The sequence below is a fragment of the Nitrospira sp. genome (assembly GCA_029194665.1).
Taxonomy (GTDB): domain Bacteria; phylum Nitrospirota; class Nitrospiria; order Nitrospirales; family Nitrospiraceae; genus Nitrospira_D.
This window is the reverse complement of sequence record JARFXO010000004.1, coordinates 511,634-529,163: the sequence shown is the minus strand read 5'-3', so window position 1 is coordinate 529,163 and position 17,530 is coordinate 511,634. Positions and strand designations below refer to the sequence as shown.

Sequence of the window (17,530 nt, the reverse complement as noted above, 5' to 3'; positions counted from 1 at the left end):
GTCACATTCGATGGGCACGACCTCTTTCGGATGACGGATACACAGCAGGCGGAATTCCGGAATCGGCGGATAGGGTTCGTGTTTCAGTTCCATCACCTACTCGCCGAGTTCACGGCGTTGGAAAATGCCTGTATGCCGGCCCTCGTGCAACGTCGCGAACCAACCTCCGTCAAGGCCGACGCCACGACTCTTCTCACGGAGGTCGGATTAGGGCATCGCCTGCTTCACAAGCCAGGAGAACTCTCAGGCGGCGAACAGCAGCGGGTCGCCATGGCACGCGCGTTGATGCAAAATCCGGACTTGGTCCTGGCCGATGAACCGACCGGAAACCTCGACACACACAGCGGGGACGGGTTGTTCGGATTGATGCGCACCTTGAACAAGACACGCGGCACGACGTTTGTCATCGTCACGCATAACGACAAGCTCTCCGCCCAGTCCGACCGTATCATTCACATGCAGGATGGCCAAATCGTCTGATTGATGGGATATTCCGATCGCGGTATCCTTTGGCCCTCGTTTGACTCCGGTGTTTCCTGACTATGCGTCAAGTTGCCGCCACTGAGGATGACACCGTATGCGGTGTATGCCGAGTGCGTTTCCTTGACGAACTACCATCCCTTCTCTAGACTCGCAAGGATGCCCTCTCGCTCGCTTCGCGTAGGCCTGTTGCTGGCCGCCTCAGCGTTGCCGTCTCATGTATCAGCGGCGGAATTTGTAATCGTGGGTCCTCGCCCCATGGGCATGGGTGGAGCCGGCGTCGCCGTCACAACCAATGCGCTCGCCACCTATTGGAACCCAGCCGGCTTGGCCATGACCCAGACCGTGGATATCCGTGCCCAGGGTGGAGGTCAGGCATTTGATCGACTTGGCTTGGGTGATGCCCTGCATGATATGGAGAACTTCGATACCAGCGATACATCTCCGGCCAATCTGTCAAACGCTCAGTCCATCGCCGATCGTGTCAACCAAGCAGGCGCCAGTGTTTCCGTGAACGGGTCAGCCGGCCTGTATCTCAAAGGACACCTTGGTGAACATGCGTTCGGATTCAATGTGTCCGACGTCGCCACTGGAGGCGGATTCGTCTCGACACCTGTGCAGGTGTCCCAACCGGGCGGTGCCGGCACGACGATCAACATGGCGGGCCAGATGGCGTTACGTGGCCTCGAAGCCAGGCAACTGGCGTTTTCGTATGCCTATGCCTTTTTCGACAAGACCATTTCAATCGGAATCACCGCAAAAGTCATTCAAGGCGCCGCTTACAATGGTTCGACCGATCTCCAAGGAGGGAGCGGGGTCAGCACGACCGATCGCTTCGGCAAACCGAGCATCTCATTGTCCTATGGCATTGACATAGGAGCCATCTATCGTCCGACCTCGTGGATAAGGTTTGGCGTCGTCGCCAAAGATATCAATAAGCCTACCTTCGATGCCGCCGGCGGAGGAGAACTCCAATTAGACCCGCAGGTCAGAGCCGGCGTTGCCGTCAACCCCTATTCTACTTTGACATTGGCGGCCGATGTGGACGCGACCTCAAACAAGACCTTTGTCCCCGGGGTGAAAAGCCAGCTTCTGAGCTTAGGCCTCGAGCAAACGATCTTGTCTGAATTTCTTTCCTTCAGAGTGGGTACTTTTAAGAATATGCAGGATGCGTCCACTCCCTTTGTTCCTACTGCAGGGTTAGGACTGCGGTGGTTTTCCTTCCGTGCAAATGCCGGCGGAGGATATGATTTCCGCGAAAAAGGCGCTCTCGTTTCCGCCTCTATTTCATTGACCTTTTAATGGTATACTGAGCTCATGTTGTCTCGATCATATGCGTACATAATCTCGGCGATGACCCTTGTTTTACTGCTCGGAGGTTGTAGCGGTTTGCAGGAGGTTTGGGAAGGCCCCGGCGCCAGAGTATTTCGACCGCAGTCCATCGCCGTATTGCCGCCGATGGCGAGCCAATACGACAGCGCCAGGGAAGACATTCAGGAAGTCTTGGCCGGAGCCCTCAATAGACAGGGGACTATCGAACGGGTCGTCTCGCCCGAGAACGTGACGGATATCTTTCAGGCCTCGAAGGAGGCATTTGATTCGCTCGTGTTTTATTTCTCTCGTCTGGAGATGACTGGTCAATCCGATAAAGAGTCCGCCATCAAGCTCGGGAAGGCGCTCAACGTCGAGTCCTTTCTCGTGGTGCGGGTCAATTCGTGGGAATACGTGCGAAAGGAAGGAGACAACGTGGGGCGGGTCGGGATGAGCTTACGGTTGATCGATGCCACAACCGGCACGACGGTCTGGAAGGCGCGCCATGAACGTTCGAACAGCTATATGTTCGTGAAGCCGAGCTTAAAGGACATCGCCAAAGAGCTCGCCGACGAGATGATCAAATACATGCCTCCACAAGCGAAACGCTAGCGTACAACGAGGAATCCTCTCAGCCCACCCTCTTTCGTTCGACGCGCCACCACATAGTCCAGCGCTTGGAAATTGAGAAGGAGTGACTTCATTGTCGGTTGCTTTTACCCCGCAGCAGGAGGGCCTTCGCCCGAGTGTCGATGCTGACAAGCAGCTCATGGAGACTAAAGAGCAGAATGGCGCCTTCGCACATCATGCGCCACACCAGATTCCCCACCAGTAGGACGAAGATCCCTCCGAGGCGAGTGAGAATCGGACCGGCCTCATACTCATTCAACGTCTCCGGGGATAGAATGGACAAGAGCCCAGCTGCGGTAATGAAGCAGGCTCCCACGATATAGACCACTTTAATGAGTTGCGGGGTCACCAATTCACGAAAAGCAAAATACTCGGCATAGAAACTAACGTACCTCGCAGGCTTACCCTTCTGTGGGGCAAATGCATGTTCACATATCGAGCACTTTGTGGCAGATACGTCATTTTCCGTCAAACATTGCGGACATTTCATGGCCTCTCCCTTCACTCAGCGGTTCAAACAAGAGATGCAATGACGCTCATTGCGTCTCATATGATCTTGAAGAATGAGGAATGGGATCAAGTCTTATTCTGCGGATCGTCACCAGCCTGGGGATTCACGAGACAGCTGATGATTGAATTGCAAGCCCACGACTCGACCGATTTCGGACAGACCGTAGCCATGTTCCAGATGTGCACGACGAATGAACTCATTGCGTCGCGCACGGTTCGTACAGGAATTGGCGGGGAAGAGCTGGCATAGCGGCGGTCGGGTCGCAAACCGTTGTCGCCGAGGAATCTCTTTCAGAGGCCGCTTCTCCGGGAGCTCACCCGTCAGGCGCTCGACAAACCGCTCACTGCCGAGCAGCACTTGTCCTTGGCTTTCCTGGCGCACCAAGACCTACCCACATGTCTTCCATGTCTTCTCGAAGGGTCAGAGCTTAGGTATCTTTCGATCCTTGCAGATCTTGCCTGCCAGATGATTAGTAATTTCAGTGTGGCGAGGGACCGCTGAACGGGTATTCAGAGAAGGATGATGCCACCAGGAGTGCTTTGCTCCTTCACGCAACAACTCGCACCCATGCTGCCTTCGATGCTGAAGCAACGCCTCCCCTTTCAGACTGCGATGGAGGCTTCCTCACAATTTCCGCCGGCAGCTCCTGACGCTTCCTGACGATTGAGTTCCAAAGCTTCCTGTAGCGGGACTCGGAGCGTCTCAACTAACTCCTCACGGCTACGTTCCTGCCAGTTCACACCCGGTACTTCCTCAATCCAGCCTATCCACCATCCGACCTCTTCTTTAATCACGGCGGTATAGTTCTGCGAACACGGTTAGCGGCATCCACAGGAAAATAAGATGTCCCCTTTTCTTCTCCTCTATCGAATTCCAAGGATTCTGCATATAATCAGAACCGGACCGCCTCACTGAAAGGGCATTCGACACGTGATACAGCGCCCCGAATTGGTTCAAGCCTTCGAACGAGTCTTGATTCGACGGACTCCCTTCAGCTATACCCGCAATGTCGAAATTGTTGAAGCGCTCTGTGAGGAGGCTCGGCAGTTGGGAGCATGGCCTGCGGTGGATCCACTTGACGGAATCGACACGGATGTGCGCCTGGCCAAAGCCATCAATGTTCACACAACTCCTTGAGCGATTGGCGACGGCGCTCGACCTTGCCGAGATTCCCTACATGATTATCGGTGGCCAGGCCGTCTTGTTATACGGCGAACCCCGCCTGACAGGAGACATCAACATCACGCTTGGTATCGACGTGGATCGTGTCTCGGATCTCCTCACGCTCTCCGCTCAGCTCACGCTTACACCATTGGTCGATCCTGCAACCTTCACCAAGCAAACCATGGTGTTGCCCTGCCGCGATCACACGACGGGCATTCGGGTTGATTTCTTTCTGCGTTAAGTCAAGTTGAAGTGTTAATGGCCTTACTAGCGCTGTGTGTAACTGGTTTCTGGCAATATGGTAAGGTACAAAACTAGACCAACTCGATAGATGATCTATTGACACATCCCTAGCGTCCGCTTGCCGACGCATTATCGAGCATGTCATAATGTGTCCACCTTGGTGACCACATGAGAACCGCAACCGTCAGACAGTTTCGTGATCGCGCAACCAGCTTCCTCAAACAGGAAGAACCGATCATGGTCACACGACGTGGGAAAGTCGTCGGATTCTTCCTGCCCGCGGTCGGCGAGAGCCTACCGCTCGAAATCAAGAAAGACCTTTTCACCACGCTGACTGATGAGATTAGATCTGCCATGAAGGACCGTGGATTTACCGAGGATGCCGTCCTTGCCGATTTCGAGAAGGCCAGAAAAGCTCGTCGTCGACGCTAACCCGATCATTTCTGCGCTGCTCGGCGGCAAAGCGAAACGGTTGTTCTTTGAATCGGACATCACAGAATTTGCCGTTGCCGACACAGCCATCGAAGAAGTAAAGCGATACCTCCCCAGGATGGCCAAAAAGCTTGGCGTGAGCCTGGACTTTCTTGTGTATGCACTGGACCTGTTACCGCTCACCATCTGCTCCCCCAAAATCTATCGCCGCTCTCTGAAGACGGCGCGGATTCAAATCGCTCATCGAGACCGAGGGGATGTGGAGATCTTGGCACTCGCACTTGCACTCAATCGCCCGCTCTGGACCAATGATAAGGACTTTGGCATCACCGGTGTTGAGACTGTGACGACCGCGGAGTTGTTGGCCATATACTTCCCAAAGTCAGCATGAGGACAGATATAGTGGTCTATCGGTGACGCTCAGCACGTAATGGGGAAGATAGACAGGGAAAGGCTGCCCCCGTGACTGCCGAGATTGGTTTTCGCTTCCTGGAATCTCGAAAGGAAAACCACAGAATGAGGAACAACTGAGAAAAGAATCAGAGCTCTCGCCAGTGGAAAGTCAAGGACCGACCCTGATAACCGCCCTCAAAAGAACTCGCTGACGAGATGATCACGTACATGCCTCCGCAGGCCAAACGCTGATTCTAATCGCTCCGCTACAACTGTAAACTTTTCATAAATGACTCCCGGTACCTTTTTATGGTCTATTTCTGTTTTGGTGTCCAAAGAAATCGTGGAGCGGGAGACAGCACCGCAAAGGCAGCCGCTTCATCAATTTTCAACTAATCCTGGCACACGCTTAGAACCTCTGATAAAAATAGTTAGTGGGTCGTATCTCATTGAGACAACAACGATAGTAACGTTGCACTCGGGACATTCGATGGCATGTTAGACGGGCAGACGCCGGCGAATCCGGCTCATATGCAGATCGACCTTAGTGGAGTTGTGTTTCAAATGGAAGGACAATTCATGCACCGGCCTATCTTGTTACTTCTTGCTTTGTCTCTGGTAGCCTGCGCAGCTCAGCTTACGCAAGAAGGGCGAATGGTTCGCGCAATCCAACCTGACTGGGCCACAAAGTGTAAGTTTTTGGGTGTTCTTGACGCTTCGGAGGGTAATGGCTGGGATGTGCCAGATGATCGTAGAGGTGCATTGAATAGTATCCGCAATCAGGTTGCTCAAATGAGTGGAAATGCGTTCGTGGTTTCTCAGAGCACCAGCAACGGGATCCGTACCTTAATACAGGCGGATGCTTACAATTGCCCATGAAACACCACAATCACTTCGAGCTGATGCCAATTACTTCAAACAGTGACGCCCAACCAGTCATCCCAGCGAACCGCCAAAAAGCTTCGCTTTTGCCATCCGCTGAATTCCAATGTCGGGCGTCCTAGAGCCATGTAACCGGACTATCGAGACCACCTCCGAAGACAACTTGGTTTCCTTGAGCGATCTGCCGCTGCGTTCGACGCCGGCTATGTTGACGAGGCGGTTCGAATTGCAACTACGATTCGCATCTTGATTCACAATACTGCGTCGTCCGTATCGGTCCTGAAGCACTTAAATGCGACGACCATTTCCTTGTTGTCCTCGTGTGATGGTGCATCGCCAAATGCACTCCTATACACAGGCCTTGGAGTACAACAAGTGAAGAACGACGGAGGCACGATCAAGGCGACCTATGCTCCCCTACTCGACGGGCCGGTGAAGATTTTCGTCCCGACGAGCAAGTGGTGGGACATGATTGTGTACGTACTTGGTTCTGGTGCTCGCCTTAGTCGAAGGGAGATCGTTTTGACTGCAGCAAACAAGGACGGTGGAGCTCACGTCGACAGTGCCCTCACGCCTGAATATGAGGCACTGGCTCAACATGGCTCAGTTGGCTATTTCATGTCCTCAATGAGAGAAAGTACCAATGAGCAACCCTTCACCGATGCACATTTCGTCGCAGTTCGACAAATGGCATACGAACTTCTCAATAGTCCTGAGCTACTTTCATGCGGATAGGCCGCCCAACAAGCGATTGAGCAGCATGAAGTTTTGGAGGGGCTGGGCCTATCAAGCCATTTAAAAATCTTACCTACCGGTGTCAAGGGTCATCCAAATTGCCCCAGTTATGGTCATCGAAAATTCCCCACCCCGTTAGGTTGTCGTTGACGCTTCTTCGACCCGCACAAGTCCGGCTTTGAGTTTCTCCTTCAGCCGGTAGGAATGGCCCCGGATGTTGATGGTGATCGCGTGGTGGAGCACCCGATCCAGGATCGCAGTCGCCAGCACCCGGTCGCCAAACACCTCGCCCCAAGCCCCGAAACTCTGGTTACTGGTCAAAATCATCGGCCCCTTCTCATAGCGGCGTGAGATGAGCTGAAAGAACAAGTTGGCCCCGGTGCGGTCAATGGGCAGATAGCCGATCTCATCAATGATCAGCAACCGGGGAATGGTATAGAGCTTCAGCTTGTCCTCCAGCCGATTCTCCGTGAGCGCCCGAGTCAGCGTAGCGATCATGGCGGCGGCTGTCGTGAACAACACCCGATAGCCCTGGGCAATGGCTTGCAGCCCTAGCCCGATGGCCAGGTGGCTTTTGCCCACACCGGGCGGCCCCAAGATCACGACATTCTCGCCGTGCTCGATGAAGTGGCAGGTCGCCACCTGCTGAATCTGCTTCTTATCCAACGAAGGCTGGTAGCTGAAGTCGAAGACCTCCAGACTCTTGACGAATGGAAATCGCGCCAAACTCGTCCGCATCGCAATGTTCTTCGCGGTCTTGGACGCGACTTCTTCGCCGAGCACCTGGTCGAGGAAGTCGGCATAGGGCAGCTCCTTGACGGCCGCTTCTTGTAAGAGGGCCTCCAGCCGCTCCCGACTCTTCAAGAGCCGTAGGCGCGTGAGTTGGTCACGGAGCCGTTCCAGTTGCGCCGCGTTCATGGCCGCCCCTCCTGCGACGCCGTGCGCTCACACACCGCCTCGTACCAGGCCAGATCCCGCACTTCGACCTCCGGCAAGGCATCGGGGCGAGGGGACCGATCGCTCACCGTGGACCGACGGTGGCGGGCGAGACGCGCACTGGCTCCAGGGCCGTGCTCGGGCTGGATTCGGAATTGGTGCTGGCCCGGGAGCACCGGGTGCGTCGCGATCTCTTGGTCACGGTGAAAGATGTGGACCGTGTCCCCCCGTCGTTGCACTTCAACCCGCTGACCAATGAGCCGGAAGGGCACGGAGTAGCGGTTCGTCGCCAGGCTGACCAAATAGTCCTCGGCCACGATCCGTGAGACGCGCGCCTCCTGCTGGAAGGCGCGCTGGTCCGCCAGCGGGACCAGGTGGTTGCGTTCTCGCGCAAACCGGACGAGTGGCTCCTCATGCGTCGTGCCATGGATGCGGCGGTCGGCAATTGTCGCGGTCCATTCGTCAAGTTGGGTTTGAAAGTCCACCAGATCGACAAACGTTCGTCCCGGCAGAAAGTTCCGTTTCAGATATTTCACGCCGGATTCGACCTTACCCTTGGTCTGGGCCCGATAGGGCCGACACACGCGCGGCTCAAAGCCCCAATAGTCGGCGAAGGCTTTGAAGGTGGGATTCCAGAGCCGCCGCCCCGTCTCATCCGCATAACAGACGGTTCGCGGTCGGTCATACAGATGCTCTCGCGTGTGGCCACCGAAATGCGCAAAAGCCCGTTCATGGGCCTCGAGAAACTGCGCCAGCCGCTCATCGGCACAGGCGTAATAGAACCCACGTCGGCTGAACCCCAACGTCAACACGAACACGTGCACCACCGTCGGGCCGGCGCGGAAGGGCACGGTGGCTTGGCCCCAATCAATCTGACTCTGCTGGCCCGGCGGTGTCTCAAAGCGGAGGAGGGCCCGCTCCGCCTGCAGCTGACCCTCACGCAGCGGCGCCACCCCTCGCTTCACCGTCTCATAACTGCCGATGTACTCGTGGCTCGCTCGCAGTTCCTGATAGAGAATCCGCGCCGAATAATTAACCTGCGACGCACGGGTCCGCACAAAGTCGGCATGGGCGGTCAGCAGCGTCTCCGTCATCGCCGCTCGGCGATAGGGTTGCCACGTCGTCTGCTGCAGACTGCGCCGCACGGTCTTCCGATCCAGGTCCAACCGCCGCGCAATCCCTGAAATGGATCCCCGCTCTTCATGACGCAACCGTCGAATCTCCGCCCACCGCTCTTGATCCACCATACATACCTCCCGAGTGTGGTCTACCTGGGACGGTATGATCGTTGTCTCCTTGCTATCGTCAAGTTCCATCACATCCCTCCTTCGGTGAGAGGGTGGGGAGAATTCATTGACCACATCTGGGGATTATTGCATGACCGCTGACACTACCGGGGGATCGTTGGGTCATTTGTGAATCTTACCGAGCGGCTCATCGCTCCTTGCACACAGGAGCATCTTTGGGGCGGTCCGTCTGGGAAATCGACCGCTGTATGTGGCCCAGGATCAACGATCGCCCTGGCGTCCATGCCGGAGTAGCCTCACTTATGAGCGTCCTGTGCCGCGTAGGGTCTGGTTCTGGCGCGGGACATTGGGGCTGAAGGTCCAGCCACGCCACGGCGTACTCGCCCGAGGCTGCGGCGGCCGGGGCGCTGGCTCGCGCGGCGTGCGACTGGCCCGTGTGGCGAGTGCCCAGAGCTGTTCCAGGCGCTGATCAATGCGCTGGGAGAGGATGAAGGGATCCGTGGTCTCCAGCACGCGCTGCAGGGCCGCGACCTTCGCCGGATCTGCCGCTGGACACACTCGTACCCGCTCGAACGGCGTCTGTGGGGCATCATAGCGGCGAATCCGTCGCGAGCCCACGCGCTCCTTGCGCACGAGTTTCATGGAGGGCTGAAAGAGGTTCTGAAAGAGCCGCAAGTCCGCATACAGGGCGTTCAGCGCCGCCAAGGCTTCCCGACTCTCGTACCGCTCCCAGCCGACCAACTTACGCACATGCGTCCAGTTCTTCTGCTCCACATGCGCGTTGTCATCCTTCTTGTAGGGCCGCGAGCGGGTAAACTGGACCTGCCGACCGGTGGGCCGCTTCTGACACCAGGCCAGCAGATGGTCGTTGATAAACTCGCTCCCGTTGTCGGAATCCACGCCCCGCAGAGAGAACGGGAGCTGTGACTCGATGATGGTCAGGGCCTGCACCACCCCGTGCCGACTCTTGCCCCGCACCGCCTGCCGCTCCACCCACGTGGTGTGAATATCGACCCCGTCCAGCGTGTGCAGAAACTCCCCGGCGGCCGAGGCGCCGGAATGCGAGACCAGATCGATCTCCAGATAGCCCGGCTTGCTGACGTCCCAGTGCTCCGTTTTGATGGGAATCAGGTGCTTCAACAAGGACCCTGGCCGCGTCGTCCCATACAGCCGCCGCTTGATTCGGCGCTTCCGTTCCCCTAGCCGTCGGTCGATCTGCCGGGCACTGATTCGCCGAAGCTGGGCTTCCAGCGCCGGGGGGACTGTGGTTCGCCGTTTCAACCAGGGCAGCCAGTGCGGAATCGCGGCCTGCAACCGTTGGCCACAGAGATACCCGGCGGCTTGCCAGATCTCAGCAAGCAGGCGGATCACTGGCTCGCCATAGGTCGGTCGCCGTCGGCCCGCCCGGCGCACCGGCGGCTGGGGCGGCCGCTGCTGGCGCAACACCCCGATCGCATATTTGCGATGATACCCACACACGCGCGTCACTTCGTCGAGCAACGCCGAGCGCTCCGAGCGACTGGCTCGTTGATACCGCTGCCACATGATTCGCAGATACTCGCCCTTCGCCCGTCGCGCCATCGGCTCTGCCTCCATCGGCCCCCTCCTCTGGGCCCGCACCATGCGGCCCCGGAGGGTAAGATTGACAAATGACGCAACGATCGGTGGCCCGGTAAGATTTTAGATGACTCAATACGCTGGGATGCAAACGCGTACGAAGCTGGTTATTCTTGAGCTGATCGCCGGCATAGTGGGTTGGATATGGATCCTCGGTTGGATCGCTAGCATCTACTTCTTGATCGCAGTGTTTGCTTTCGATGGCAAGTGGTCGAACTTCTTCTGGGCTGTCGGCATTAGCGTCATCGCCAAATGGCTAGCGCACGGCTTCAACTACCACAAGGACCGAATCGCTTACGAGGCGAAGCTCGTCACGAGCGGAGTCTCACCCGGCCAGGTACGGACTGAATAGGTCAAGGCTTACACTCAGCACATTCATCACTACTGAGGGCCACCTATGAAAACGGCTGTCAAGGGGCACGCCCGACCGGTTGCGATCCGGATATCCCCATGCGTCTCAGTGGACGACGAGTCAGTCACCTATGCGGGCTCACGGCCCAGGATGAGATGAAATGGGACACCGGTCGCGCAATCAGACACTCGGACCTGGCTGAGCGCGCAGGCTAGCCGGCCATGACCCTAGGGCGCTGACCGGTGGTTCCCGTCCCGATGGGACGAAAGAGGGTCCATTTTTGGTGTCTTTTGGGGTCAGATCTTGTTTTGTGCGTCAACCCTCATCTGAGAACTCGTGAACCCCTCACACGCGGCGCAATATTTCTGTAGAGGCCTTGCCCAGACCTCAACAGATTCCGGAAACTAAATCAGGCCGGCCATGGCCGTGCGGAACGCCCGTAAATCTCCGAGTCGAGTCGTGATCACCTCATACACCTGCCCGTAGTCGATCTTCCAATACACATGGACGAGCAGGTTGCGGAACCGCGCCATCTGCTGCAGGCGACCAGAAAGATCCGCGGGAATCAGTCCTGCCCGTTCCAGCGCGGCGAAGCAACCTGCGTATTCTTCCGGTACCTGATGCAATCGCTTCGCAGACACATGGAAGCAGAGTGCCAGTGCCGCCTCAATCGCAAGCAGGAGTCGATAACAGGCCACATCACGGGTGTCTTGGTTGGAGAGGAATGTCTCGCGCGACAGGCGGCCGATCTCTTCAAGCCGGCTCAGCGATGTGTCGATTTCAGCGCACCGTGCCCGGATGAGGTCCGGATTCAGGGTCATGCGGCGAAGGCATCCTTCGTAGCGTTGCGGAGGAACGGAGCAAGGTCGAGGTAGCAGCGGGCGACATCTTCCAGCATATCAGTCAAGAAGGTCTCATCTCGACACAGTAGAAGCCGTCCCCTCAACACATGGTAGAGAAACGACAGCGGCGCCTCATTGAGCACCCGCACATCAACCGGTAATCCCACCGCGGCGGTGAGTTGCATAGCGAGAGCATCCACGACAGCTGCCTGCTGTTCGGCCGCCGCATCATCAAGAAAAATGCCGACGTCCACATCATGAACCCTGTCGGACTCAAGTATCGACCCATACACATAGGCAAAGCGAAGCCCAGACACCCGCTCCAATTCAAAACGGATCTTCACCAGCACATCCTCTCGCTGCTCTGGACGAATGGTATGGAGGGTTGTCTTCATGGTGTCACGGACTACACCAGGCATGCACATTTTATCGGTGCCATCTTACACCGTCACTATGACGAGGACAAGAAACGAAGAGTCTATCCCAGAATAATTAGCTAGGCTGGTGCCATTGCCGCTTTGAGTGATCGGACGAACTTGGCGACGTGCCCGACCATCCCGGGATCTTGTTGATGGGACGCAATACATTTCACGATGGCGCTGCCGACGATCACTCCGTCCGCCATCTTCGACACCTGCGCGGCATCCTCGGGCGTGGCCACGCCAAAGCCAACGGCAACGGGGGCCGCGGAAACCTTTCGCAGCTTACCGATATTGTTCTGTATGTCCCCAACATTGTTGATCTTCGCTCCAGTAATGCCCGTCAGTGAGACATAGTAGACAAATCCGTGTGACTCTTTCGCCACAAGTTTTCGCCGATCAGTCGTGCTGGTCGGCGCGAGCAAGAAGATCAGCGAGAGTCCGGCTGCATCAGCCGGAACCTTGAGCGGTCCCGCCTCATCCGGCGGCATGTCAGGCACGATCAGGCCATCTACTCCCGCTGCTTTCGCAGCGCTGCAAAATTCTTCACAGCCCATAGCATGAATAGAATTGTAGTACAGCATAAGGATGATCGGAATATTCGTCCGTTGCCTCAGCGATGTGACGGAAGCCAGGATTTTCCGGAGAGACGTGCCGTTCCGCAACGCACGCTCCGCAGCCTGCTGAATCACCGGACCGTCCGCGATCGGATCCGAAAATGGCACGCCCAGCTCAATGATATCGGCGCCCGCCTGTTCCAACGCCAAGACCAGCTGTTCGGTTTCAGCCAGCCCAGGATCTCCCGCCATCAGGTAGGCAATCAAGGCTTTCTTGTTGTCGGCCTTCAGTCGTTGAAATGTCGCGTCGAGCCGATTGTGAACCAAACCCACCCTCTGTCGTCCGTTCAATGCTTTTCGCCGATCACGCATCACTCTTCACCGATCACTTACAGAGTCACGCCTCGCATGCGTGCAACTTGCTGTACGTCCTTGTCGCCGCGACCCGAAAGGTTGGCGATAATGAGCTGCGACTTCTTGAGCTTGGGAGCCAACTTGACGACCTCTGCGATGGCATGGGCGCTCTCGAGTGCCGGAACGATGCCTTCTTCACGTGCTAGAAGATCAAAAGCCGTCAGCGCCTCGGCGTCCGTCGCATAGGTATATTCGATGCGACCCTGATCATGGTAGAGGCTATGCTCCGGCCCGACGGCCGCATAATCCAGACCAGCCGACACCGAATGAGTCAAATTGATCTGTCCATTTTCGTCCTGAAGCAGGTAGGTCATGGTGCCTTGCAAGACCCCTCGCTTTCCGCCTGAGAACCGGGCTGCATGTTTTCCACTCTCGATCCCAAGCCCTCCCGCTTCCACACCGATCATCTTGACCTTGGGGTCGCGGAGGAACGCATGGAAAAGACCGATCGAGTTACTTCCTCCCCCCACACAGGCCACGAGATAATCCGGCAATCGCTTTTCGACAGAAAGAATCTGCTTTCGCGCTTCCCGCCCGATGATCGCCTGAAAATCGCGGATCATCATGGGATAAGGATGGGCCCCCAGGACCGACCCCAACACATAGTGCGTGGTTTGCACATTGGTCGTCCAATCTCGCATGGCCTCGCTGATGGCATCCTTGAGGGTACGACTACCGGCGTCAACGCCGGTCACCGTTGCTCCCAGCAGACGCATGCGGAAGACGTTCAGCGCCTGCCGCTGCATATCTTCCGTACCCATGTAGATCTCGCATTGCAAACCGAACATGGCAGCCGCCGTTGCAGTCGCCACACCGTGCTGCCCGGCCCCCGTTTCGGCGATGATTCGCCGTTTCTTCATGCGCAAGGCCAAGAGGACTTGGCCGATTGCATTGTTGATCTTGTGCGCGCCGGTATGGCAGAGATCTTCCCGCTTCAGATAAATCTTGGCGCCACCAAATTTCTTGGTCAGCCGATCGGCACGATAGAGACTCGTGGGCCGTCCTACATATTGTTTGAGGTAGTAGGCAAGGTCTGTTTGAAATCGGCGGTCTTTTTTTGCCTTGGCATACTCTTCTTCCAACTCCAAGAGCGCCGGCATGAGGGTTTCGGGCACGTACCGGCCACCGTAGGACCCGAATCGGCCATGGCTGTCTGGAAGCATCGGCATCTAATCAACCTCTCCTCAACGGATCGTCGTGAGTATAGCGATGGCGATCAGACGGACACAAGTCTGGCCGCTTCAATAAACGCCTTAAGCTTATGGTGATCCTTCTTGCCCGGACTCTGTTCCACTCCGCTGCTGACATCTACCCCATAGGGGCGCACCATCTGGATCGCTCCAGCCACGTTTTGGGGGGTCAAACCACCAGCCAAAATGACCGGGATAGACCTTGCCGCTTCCTGAGCTAACGTCCAATCGACCGTTTGCCCCGTGCCTCCATATGCCTGGTCTGAAAAGGCATCGATGACGACTCCGCGCACGTTCGCGCGCCCTTGGAATTCTGCCAAGGCGAGCAATGTACCACTATCCTTAAGCCGAAAGGCCTTCAGCACCGGACGGCCCAGGTTCTGACAATACAGAGCTGATTCGTCTCCATGGAGTTGGGCCAAAGCAAAGCCACATTCATCCATGAGCGCTCGAACCCTCTCGGCCTCTTCATTGACGAACACGCCGACCGGCAGCACAAACGGAGGAAGGCTCGCCACAATGGCTCTCGCCGCCGCTGGTTCGACAAAACGGGGGCTCTTGCCATACATGACAAATCCCAAGGCATCCGCGCCGGCCCGTATCGCAACGTTCGCGTCTTCTCCATTAGTAATGCCGCAGATCTTGATCTTCATGCCGAACGATTCAGGCGCCCCTCTCCCCGCCCACAGCGAGGCCGAGTAACTCTCGGATTTTGTCCGTCGTGTGTTCGGCACGAATGAGCGACTCTCCGATCAACATGGCGTGCACACCGGCCTCCGTCAGTTTTGTCACGGCATCGCGATCGTGAATTCCGCTCTCGCTAATGATCAGTTTGTCGGAAGGAATTCTCTTCGCCAACCGGAAGGTCACATTGAGGTCGGTCGTGAACGTGTTCAGATCCCGATTGTTGATCCCAATCATCCTCGCGGTGGGAATCCACTCCAGGACCCTATCCAACTCTCTCTCGTGATGAGTTTCAAACAGGCTGTCCATCCCAAGTTCAGAAGCCAACGCGTGGAAGTCCATGAGTTGTCTCCTTTCCAGCGCCGCCACGATCAGTAACACGGCATCGGCACCGTGGGCCCGCGCTTCATAGAACTGCACGTCACCGACCATGAATTCCTTATTGAGCGCCGGGAGCGGGAGCGCGCGCTTGATCTCTTCAAGATACCGAAGGTCTCCCTGGAAAAATTCCTTGTCGGTCAAGACAGAAACTGCCGATGCGCCCTGCTCATGGTATGTACGGGCAAGCCCCAGATAATCGAACTGTTCAGAAAATTCTTCCCGCAAAAGTCCCAGGCTCGGCGACGCTTTCTTGATTTCCGCGATCAAGGCCGGACTGGTGGGGGGCTTTGTCGCATCCAGAGTGACGGCAAACCCAAGAGCCGGCGGGGCATCCCGGATCGCCGCCTTGAGGTCGGACAGATAGGAACGGCTCTGTTTGTGTCTGAGTTCAGCTCGCTTATGCTCAAGGATACGATCGAGAATCATGGTCACTCATGCTCTCTTGGTAAAGGCAACGAGCCGATCCAGCTTCTCTGCGGCAGCGCCCGAGTCGATCGCTTGTTGCGCAAGACGGAATCCGTCTTTGAGTGTTTTCGCTTTTTGGCCGACGACCATCGCAGGCGCGGCGTTCAAACAGACGATGTCCCGTCTCGGACCCTTCCGGCCCTGGAGAACTTCCTTCGTCATCCGTGCATTTTCCTCCGGCGAGCCGCCGACGATTTCCTTTCGCGCCGTACGCCGGATCTCGAACTCCTCCGGCGAAACAAAATAGCTCGACACCACCCCACCTTTCCCTTCGGATACTTTCGTCCGGTCAGACAAGGTGATCTCGTCCAAACCATCCAAACCATGAATCACGAAGCAATGTTGCGATCCGAGTTCCAAGAGAACCCGCCCGAGGATATCCGTCCACTTCGCATCATAGACTCCCAGCACTTGATGCGTGGCGCCTGCCGGATTCGCCAGTGGGCCAAGCACGTTCAGAATGGTCCTGATTCCCATCTCATGTCGGACACCGGCACACTGTTTCATAGCACCGTGATAGAGCGGCGCAAACAAAAACCCGATACCGACTTCGTCGATACAATCTGCCACGCGGCCCGGATCGAGGTCGATCTTCACACCGAGCATGTTCAGAACATCCGCGCTACCGGATCGAGACGAAACGGAACGATTCCCGTGCTTAGCCACGACAATGCCGGCCCCTGCGACCACGAATGCCGCGGTCGTGGAGATATTGAACGTCTCGGCCCCATCCCCACCAGTTCCGCAGGTATCGACAACGATCCGCGACCCGACCATGATTCTGGTCGCTCGCGATCGCATAGCAGTAACCGAACCGACGATTTCAGCGACTGTTTCACCTTTTTGCCTGAGTCCCATGAGATAGGCGGCCATCTGAGCCGAGGTTGCAGCTCCGTCCATGATCTCCAGCATGACCGTCTCGGCCTCTTGCGTGGAAAGGTCGGTTCGGTCGGCCAATTTGGCAAGCGCGTCTTTGATCATGGTCATACAGATGAGGACAGGTTAGAGTTTTAGGAAGTTGCGGAGCAGATCTTTTCCGACAGTCGTCAGAATCGATTCGGGGTGGAATTGAACCCCTTCCACGCCAAGTGTTTTATGGCGGAGCCCCATGATTTCACCCTCGGCGGTCTCGGCGGAAATCACGCAACAATCGGGAAGATTGACCCGATTCACGATGAGAGAATGATAGCGTGTCGCTTCAAATGGATTGGGTAACGATTGAAAGATCGTCTTGCCGTCGTGCTTGATCTGTGACGTCTTTCCATGCATCAAGCGGGGGGCACGGATGACTTCTCCTCCGTAGGCGACGGCCATCGACTGATGCCCCAAACAGACGCCGAGAATGGGAATCTTCCCTCCGAACCGTCGAACTGCCTCGACTGAAATACCGGCTTCTTTCGGCGTGCAGGGTCCCGGCGAAATCACGAGACGGCTCGGACGCAATTCCTCGATCTGGGCGAGCGTAATCTTGTCGTTTCGGTAGACTTGCACATCCTCCCCTAATTCTCCGAGATACTGAACAAGGTTGTAGGTGAAGGAGTCGTAGTTATCGATGACGAGGAGCATAATTGGCTGAACCTACCCTGTAGCGCTAGCACGATAACAGAAACGCTGTGTCCCGCTCCAGTCCTATGACACAGCAGAC

The 17,530-nt window shown here is 56.6% G+C and carries 23 protein-coding genes; 9 read left to right on the top strand and 14 right to left on the bottom strand.

What is annotated here, in order from left to right:
* The 3 genes from P0119_15950 to P0119_15940 all read left to right on the top strand — a co-directional run.
* Positions 1-480 (top strand): ABC transporter ATP-binding protein (locus P0119_15950; protein ID MDF0667548.1); only part of this gene is annotated, 480 nt, incomplete at its 5' end.
* Between the two features lie 159 nt (positions 481-639).
* On the top strand, positions 640-1,782 hold the full coding sequence (gene traF / locus P0119_15945; GenBank protein MDF0667547.1) for a conjugal transfer protein TraF: 1,143 nt from the start codon (positions 640-642) through the stop codon (positions 1,780-1,782).
* A gap of 51 nt (positions 1,783-1,833) precedes the next feature.
* Positions 1,834-2,403 carry a hypothetical protein gene (locus tag P0119_15940; protein ID MDF0667546.1) on the top strand — a complete coding sequence of 190 codons (570 nt, stop codon included), beginning with the start codon at positions 1,834-1,836 and terminating at the stop codon, positions 2,401-2,403.
* Positions 2,404-2,491: 88 nt separating this feature from the next.
* Here the strand turns inward: P0119_15940 and P0119_15935 are convergent, their stop codons facing one another.
* The 3 genes from P0119_15935 to P0119_15925 form a co-directional block, all read right to left on the bottom strand.
* Positions 2,492-2,911, bottom strand: a complete 420-nt coding sequence (locus P0119_15935) for a DUF4282 domain-containing protein (GenBank protein ID MDF0667545.1) — start codon at positions 2,909-2,911, stop codon at positions 2,492-2,494.
* A 108-nt stretch (positions 2,912-3,019) separates the two neighbouring features.
* On the bottom strand, positions 3,020-3,316 hold the full coding sequence (locus tag P0119_15930; GenBank protein MDF0667544.1) for a hypothetical protein: 297 nt from the start codon (positions 3,314-3,316) through the stop codon (positions 3,020-3,022).
* Between the two features lie 218 nt (positions 3,317-3,534).
* On the bottom strand, positions 3,535-3,726 hold the full coding sequence (locus tag P0119_15925) for a hypothetical protein (GenBank protein MDF0667543.1): 192 nt from the start codon (positions 3,724-3,726) through the stop codon (positions 3,535-3,537).
* 136 nt (positions 3,727-3,862) lie between these two features.
* Between P0119_15925 and P0119_15920 the strand changes: the two genes are divergently transcribed.
* From P0119_15920 to P0119_15900, 5 genes are all read left to right on the top strand, one after another.
* Positions 3,863-4,069: a hypothetical protein gene (locus P0119_15920; protein MDF0667542.1), complete on the top strand. Its 207-nt coding sequence runs from the start codon at positions 3,863-3,865 to the stop codon at positions 4,067-4,069.
* Positions 4,050-4,337, top strand: a complete 288-nt coding sequence (locus tag P0119_15915) for a hypothetical protein (GenBank protein MDF0667541.1) — start codon at positions 4,050-4,052, stop codon at positions 4,335-4,337. Before P0119_15920 ends, P0119_15915 begins: the two co-directional genes overlap by 20 nt.
* A gap of 170 nt (positions 4,338-4,507) precedes the next feature.
* Positions 4,508-4,771 (top strand): hypothetical protein, encoded by a 264-nt coding sequence (locus tag P0119_15910; GenBank protein ID MDF0667540.1) that lies wholly within the window; start codon positions 4,508-4,510, stop codon positions 4,769-4,771.
* Complete coding sequence (locus tag P0119_15905) at positions 4,728-5,162, top strand: PIN domain-containing protein (protein MDF0667539.1); 435 nt, start codon at positions 4,728-4,730, stop codon at positions 5,160-5,162. The genes P0119_15910 and P0119_15905 overlap by 44 nt, the downstream gene beginning before the upstream one ends.
* A 1,259-nt stretch (positions 5,163-6,421) precedes the next feature.
* On the top strand, positions 6,422-6,781 hold the full coding sequence (locus P0119_15900; GenBank protein ID MDF0667538.1) for a hypothetical protein: 360 nt from the start codon (positions 6,422-6,424) through the stop codon (positions 6,779-6,781).
* A gap of 135 nt (positions 6,782-6,916) precedes the next feature.
* Here the strand turns inward: P0119_15900 and istB are convergent, their stop codons facing one another.
* The 3 genes from istB to P0119_15885 form a co-directional block, all read right to left on the bottom strand.
* The gene (gene istB / locus P0119_15895) at positions 6,917-7,699 is read right to left on the bottom strand and encodes an IS21-like element helper ATPase IstB (protein MDF0667537.1); all 783 of its coding nucleotides are present in this window, start codon (positions 7,697-7,699) and stop codon (positions 6,917-6,919) included.
* The gene (gene istA, locus P0119_15890; protein MDF0667536.1) at positions 7,696-8,964 is read right to left on the bottom strand and encodes an IS21 family transposase; all 1,269 of its coding nucleotides are present in this window, start codon (positions 8,962-8,964) and stop codon (positions 7,696-7,698) included. Before istA ends, istB begins: the two co-directional genes overlap by 4 nt.
* A 300-nt stretch (positions 8,965-9,264) precedes the next feature.
* Positions 9,265-10,560, bottom strand: coding sequence for a hypothetical protein (locus tag P0119_15885; GenBank protein ID MDF0667535.1), 1,296 nt, complete (start codon positions 10,558-10,560; stop codon positions 9,265-9,267).
* 88 nt (positions 10,561-10,648) lie between these two features.
* On the opposite strand from P0119_15885, the gene P0119_15880 reads away from it, so the two are divergent.
* The gene (locus tag P0119_15880) at positions 10,649-10,933 is read left to right on the top strand and encodes a hypothetical protein (GenBank protein MDF0667534.1); all 285 of its coding nucleotides are present in this window, start codon (positions 10,649-10,651) and stop codon (positions 10,931-10,933) included.
* A 404-nt stretch (positions 10,934-11,337) separates the two neighbouring features.
* On the opposite strand, the gene P0119_15875 is transcribed toward P0119_15880, so the two are convergent.
* From P0119_15875 to P0119_15840, 8 genes are all read right to left on the bottom strand, one after another.
* A complete protein-coding gene (locus P0119_15875) occupies positions 11,338-11,754 on the bottom strand; it encodes a DUF86 domain-containing protein (protein ID MDF0667533.1) in 417 nt (138 codons plus the stop codon).
* A complete protein-coding gene (locus tag P0119_15870) occupies positions 11,751-12,194 on the bottom strand; it encodes a nucleotidyltransferase domain-containing protein (GenBank protein ID MDF0667532.1) in 444 nt (147 codons plus the stop codon). The genes P0119_15875 and P0119_15870 overlap by 4 nt, the downstream gene beginning before the upstream one ends.
* A gap of 77 nt (positions 12,195-12,271) precedes the next feature.
* Positions 12,272-13,123, bottom strand: coding sequence for a tryptophan synthase subunit alpha (gene trpA, locus P0119_15865; GenBank protein ID MDF0667531.1), 852 nt, complete (start codon positions 13,121-13,123; stop codon positions 12,272-12,274).
* A 17-nt stretch (positions 13,124-13,140) separates the two neighbouring features.
* Entirely contained in the window at positions 13,141-14,334 is a 1,194-nt protein-coding gene (gene trpB / locus P0119_15860; GenBank protein MDF0667530.1) for a tryptophan synthase subunit beta, read from the bottom strand.
* A gap of 47 nt (positions 14,335-14,381) precedes the next feature.
* Positions 14,382-15,008, bottom strand: a complete 627-nt coding sequence (locus P0119_15855; protein ID MDF0667529.1) for a phosphoribosylanthranilate isomerase — start codon at positions 15,006-15,008, stop codon at positions 14,382-14,384.
* 10 nt (positions 15,009-15,018) lie between these two features.
* Positions 15,019-15,846 (bottom strand): indole-3-glycerol phosphate synthase TrpC, encoded by an 828-nt coding sequence (gene trpC, locus P0119_15850; protein ID MDF0667528.1) that lies wholly within the window; start codon positions 15,844-15,846, stop codon positions 15,019-15,021.
* Between the two features lie 6 nt (positions 15,847-15,852).
* Positions 15,853-16,866 (bottom strand): anthranilate phosphoribosyltransferase, encoded by a 1,014-nt coding sequence (gene trpD / locus P0119_15845; GenBank protein ID MDF0667527.1) that lies wholly within the window; start codon positions 16,864-16,866, stop codon positions 15,853-15,855.
* 21 nt (positions 16,867-16,887) lie between these two features.
* A complete protein-coding gene (locus tag P0119_15840) occupies positions 16,888-17,451 on the bottom strand; it encodes an aminodeoxychorismate/anthranilate synthase component II (protein ID MDF0667526.1) in 564 nt (187 codons plus the stop codon).
* Positions 17,452-17,530 lie beyond the last annotated feature (79 nt).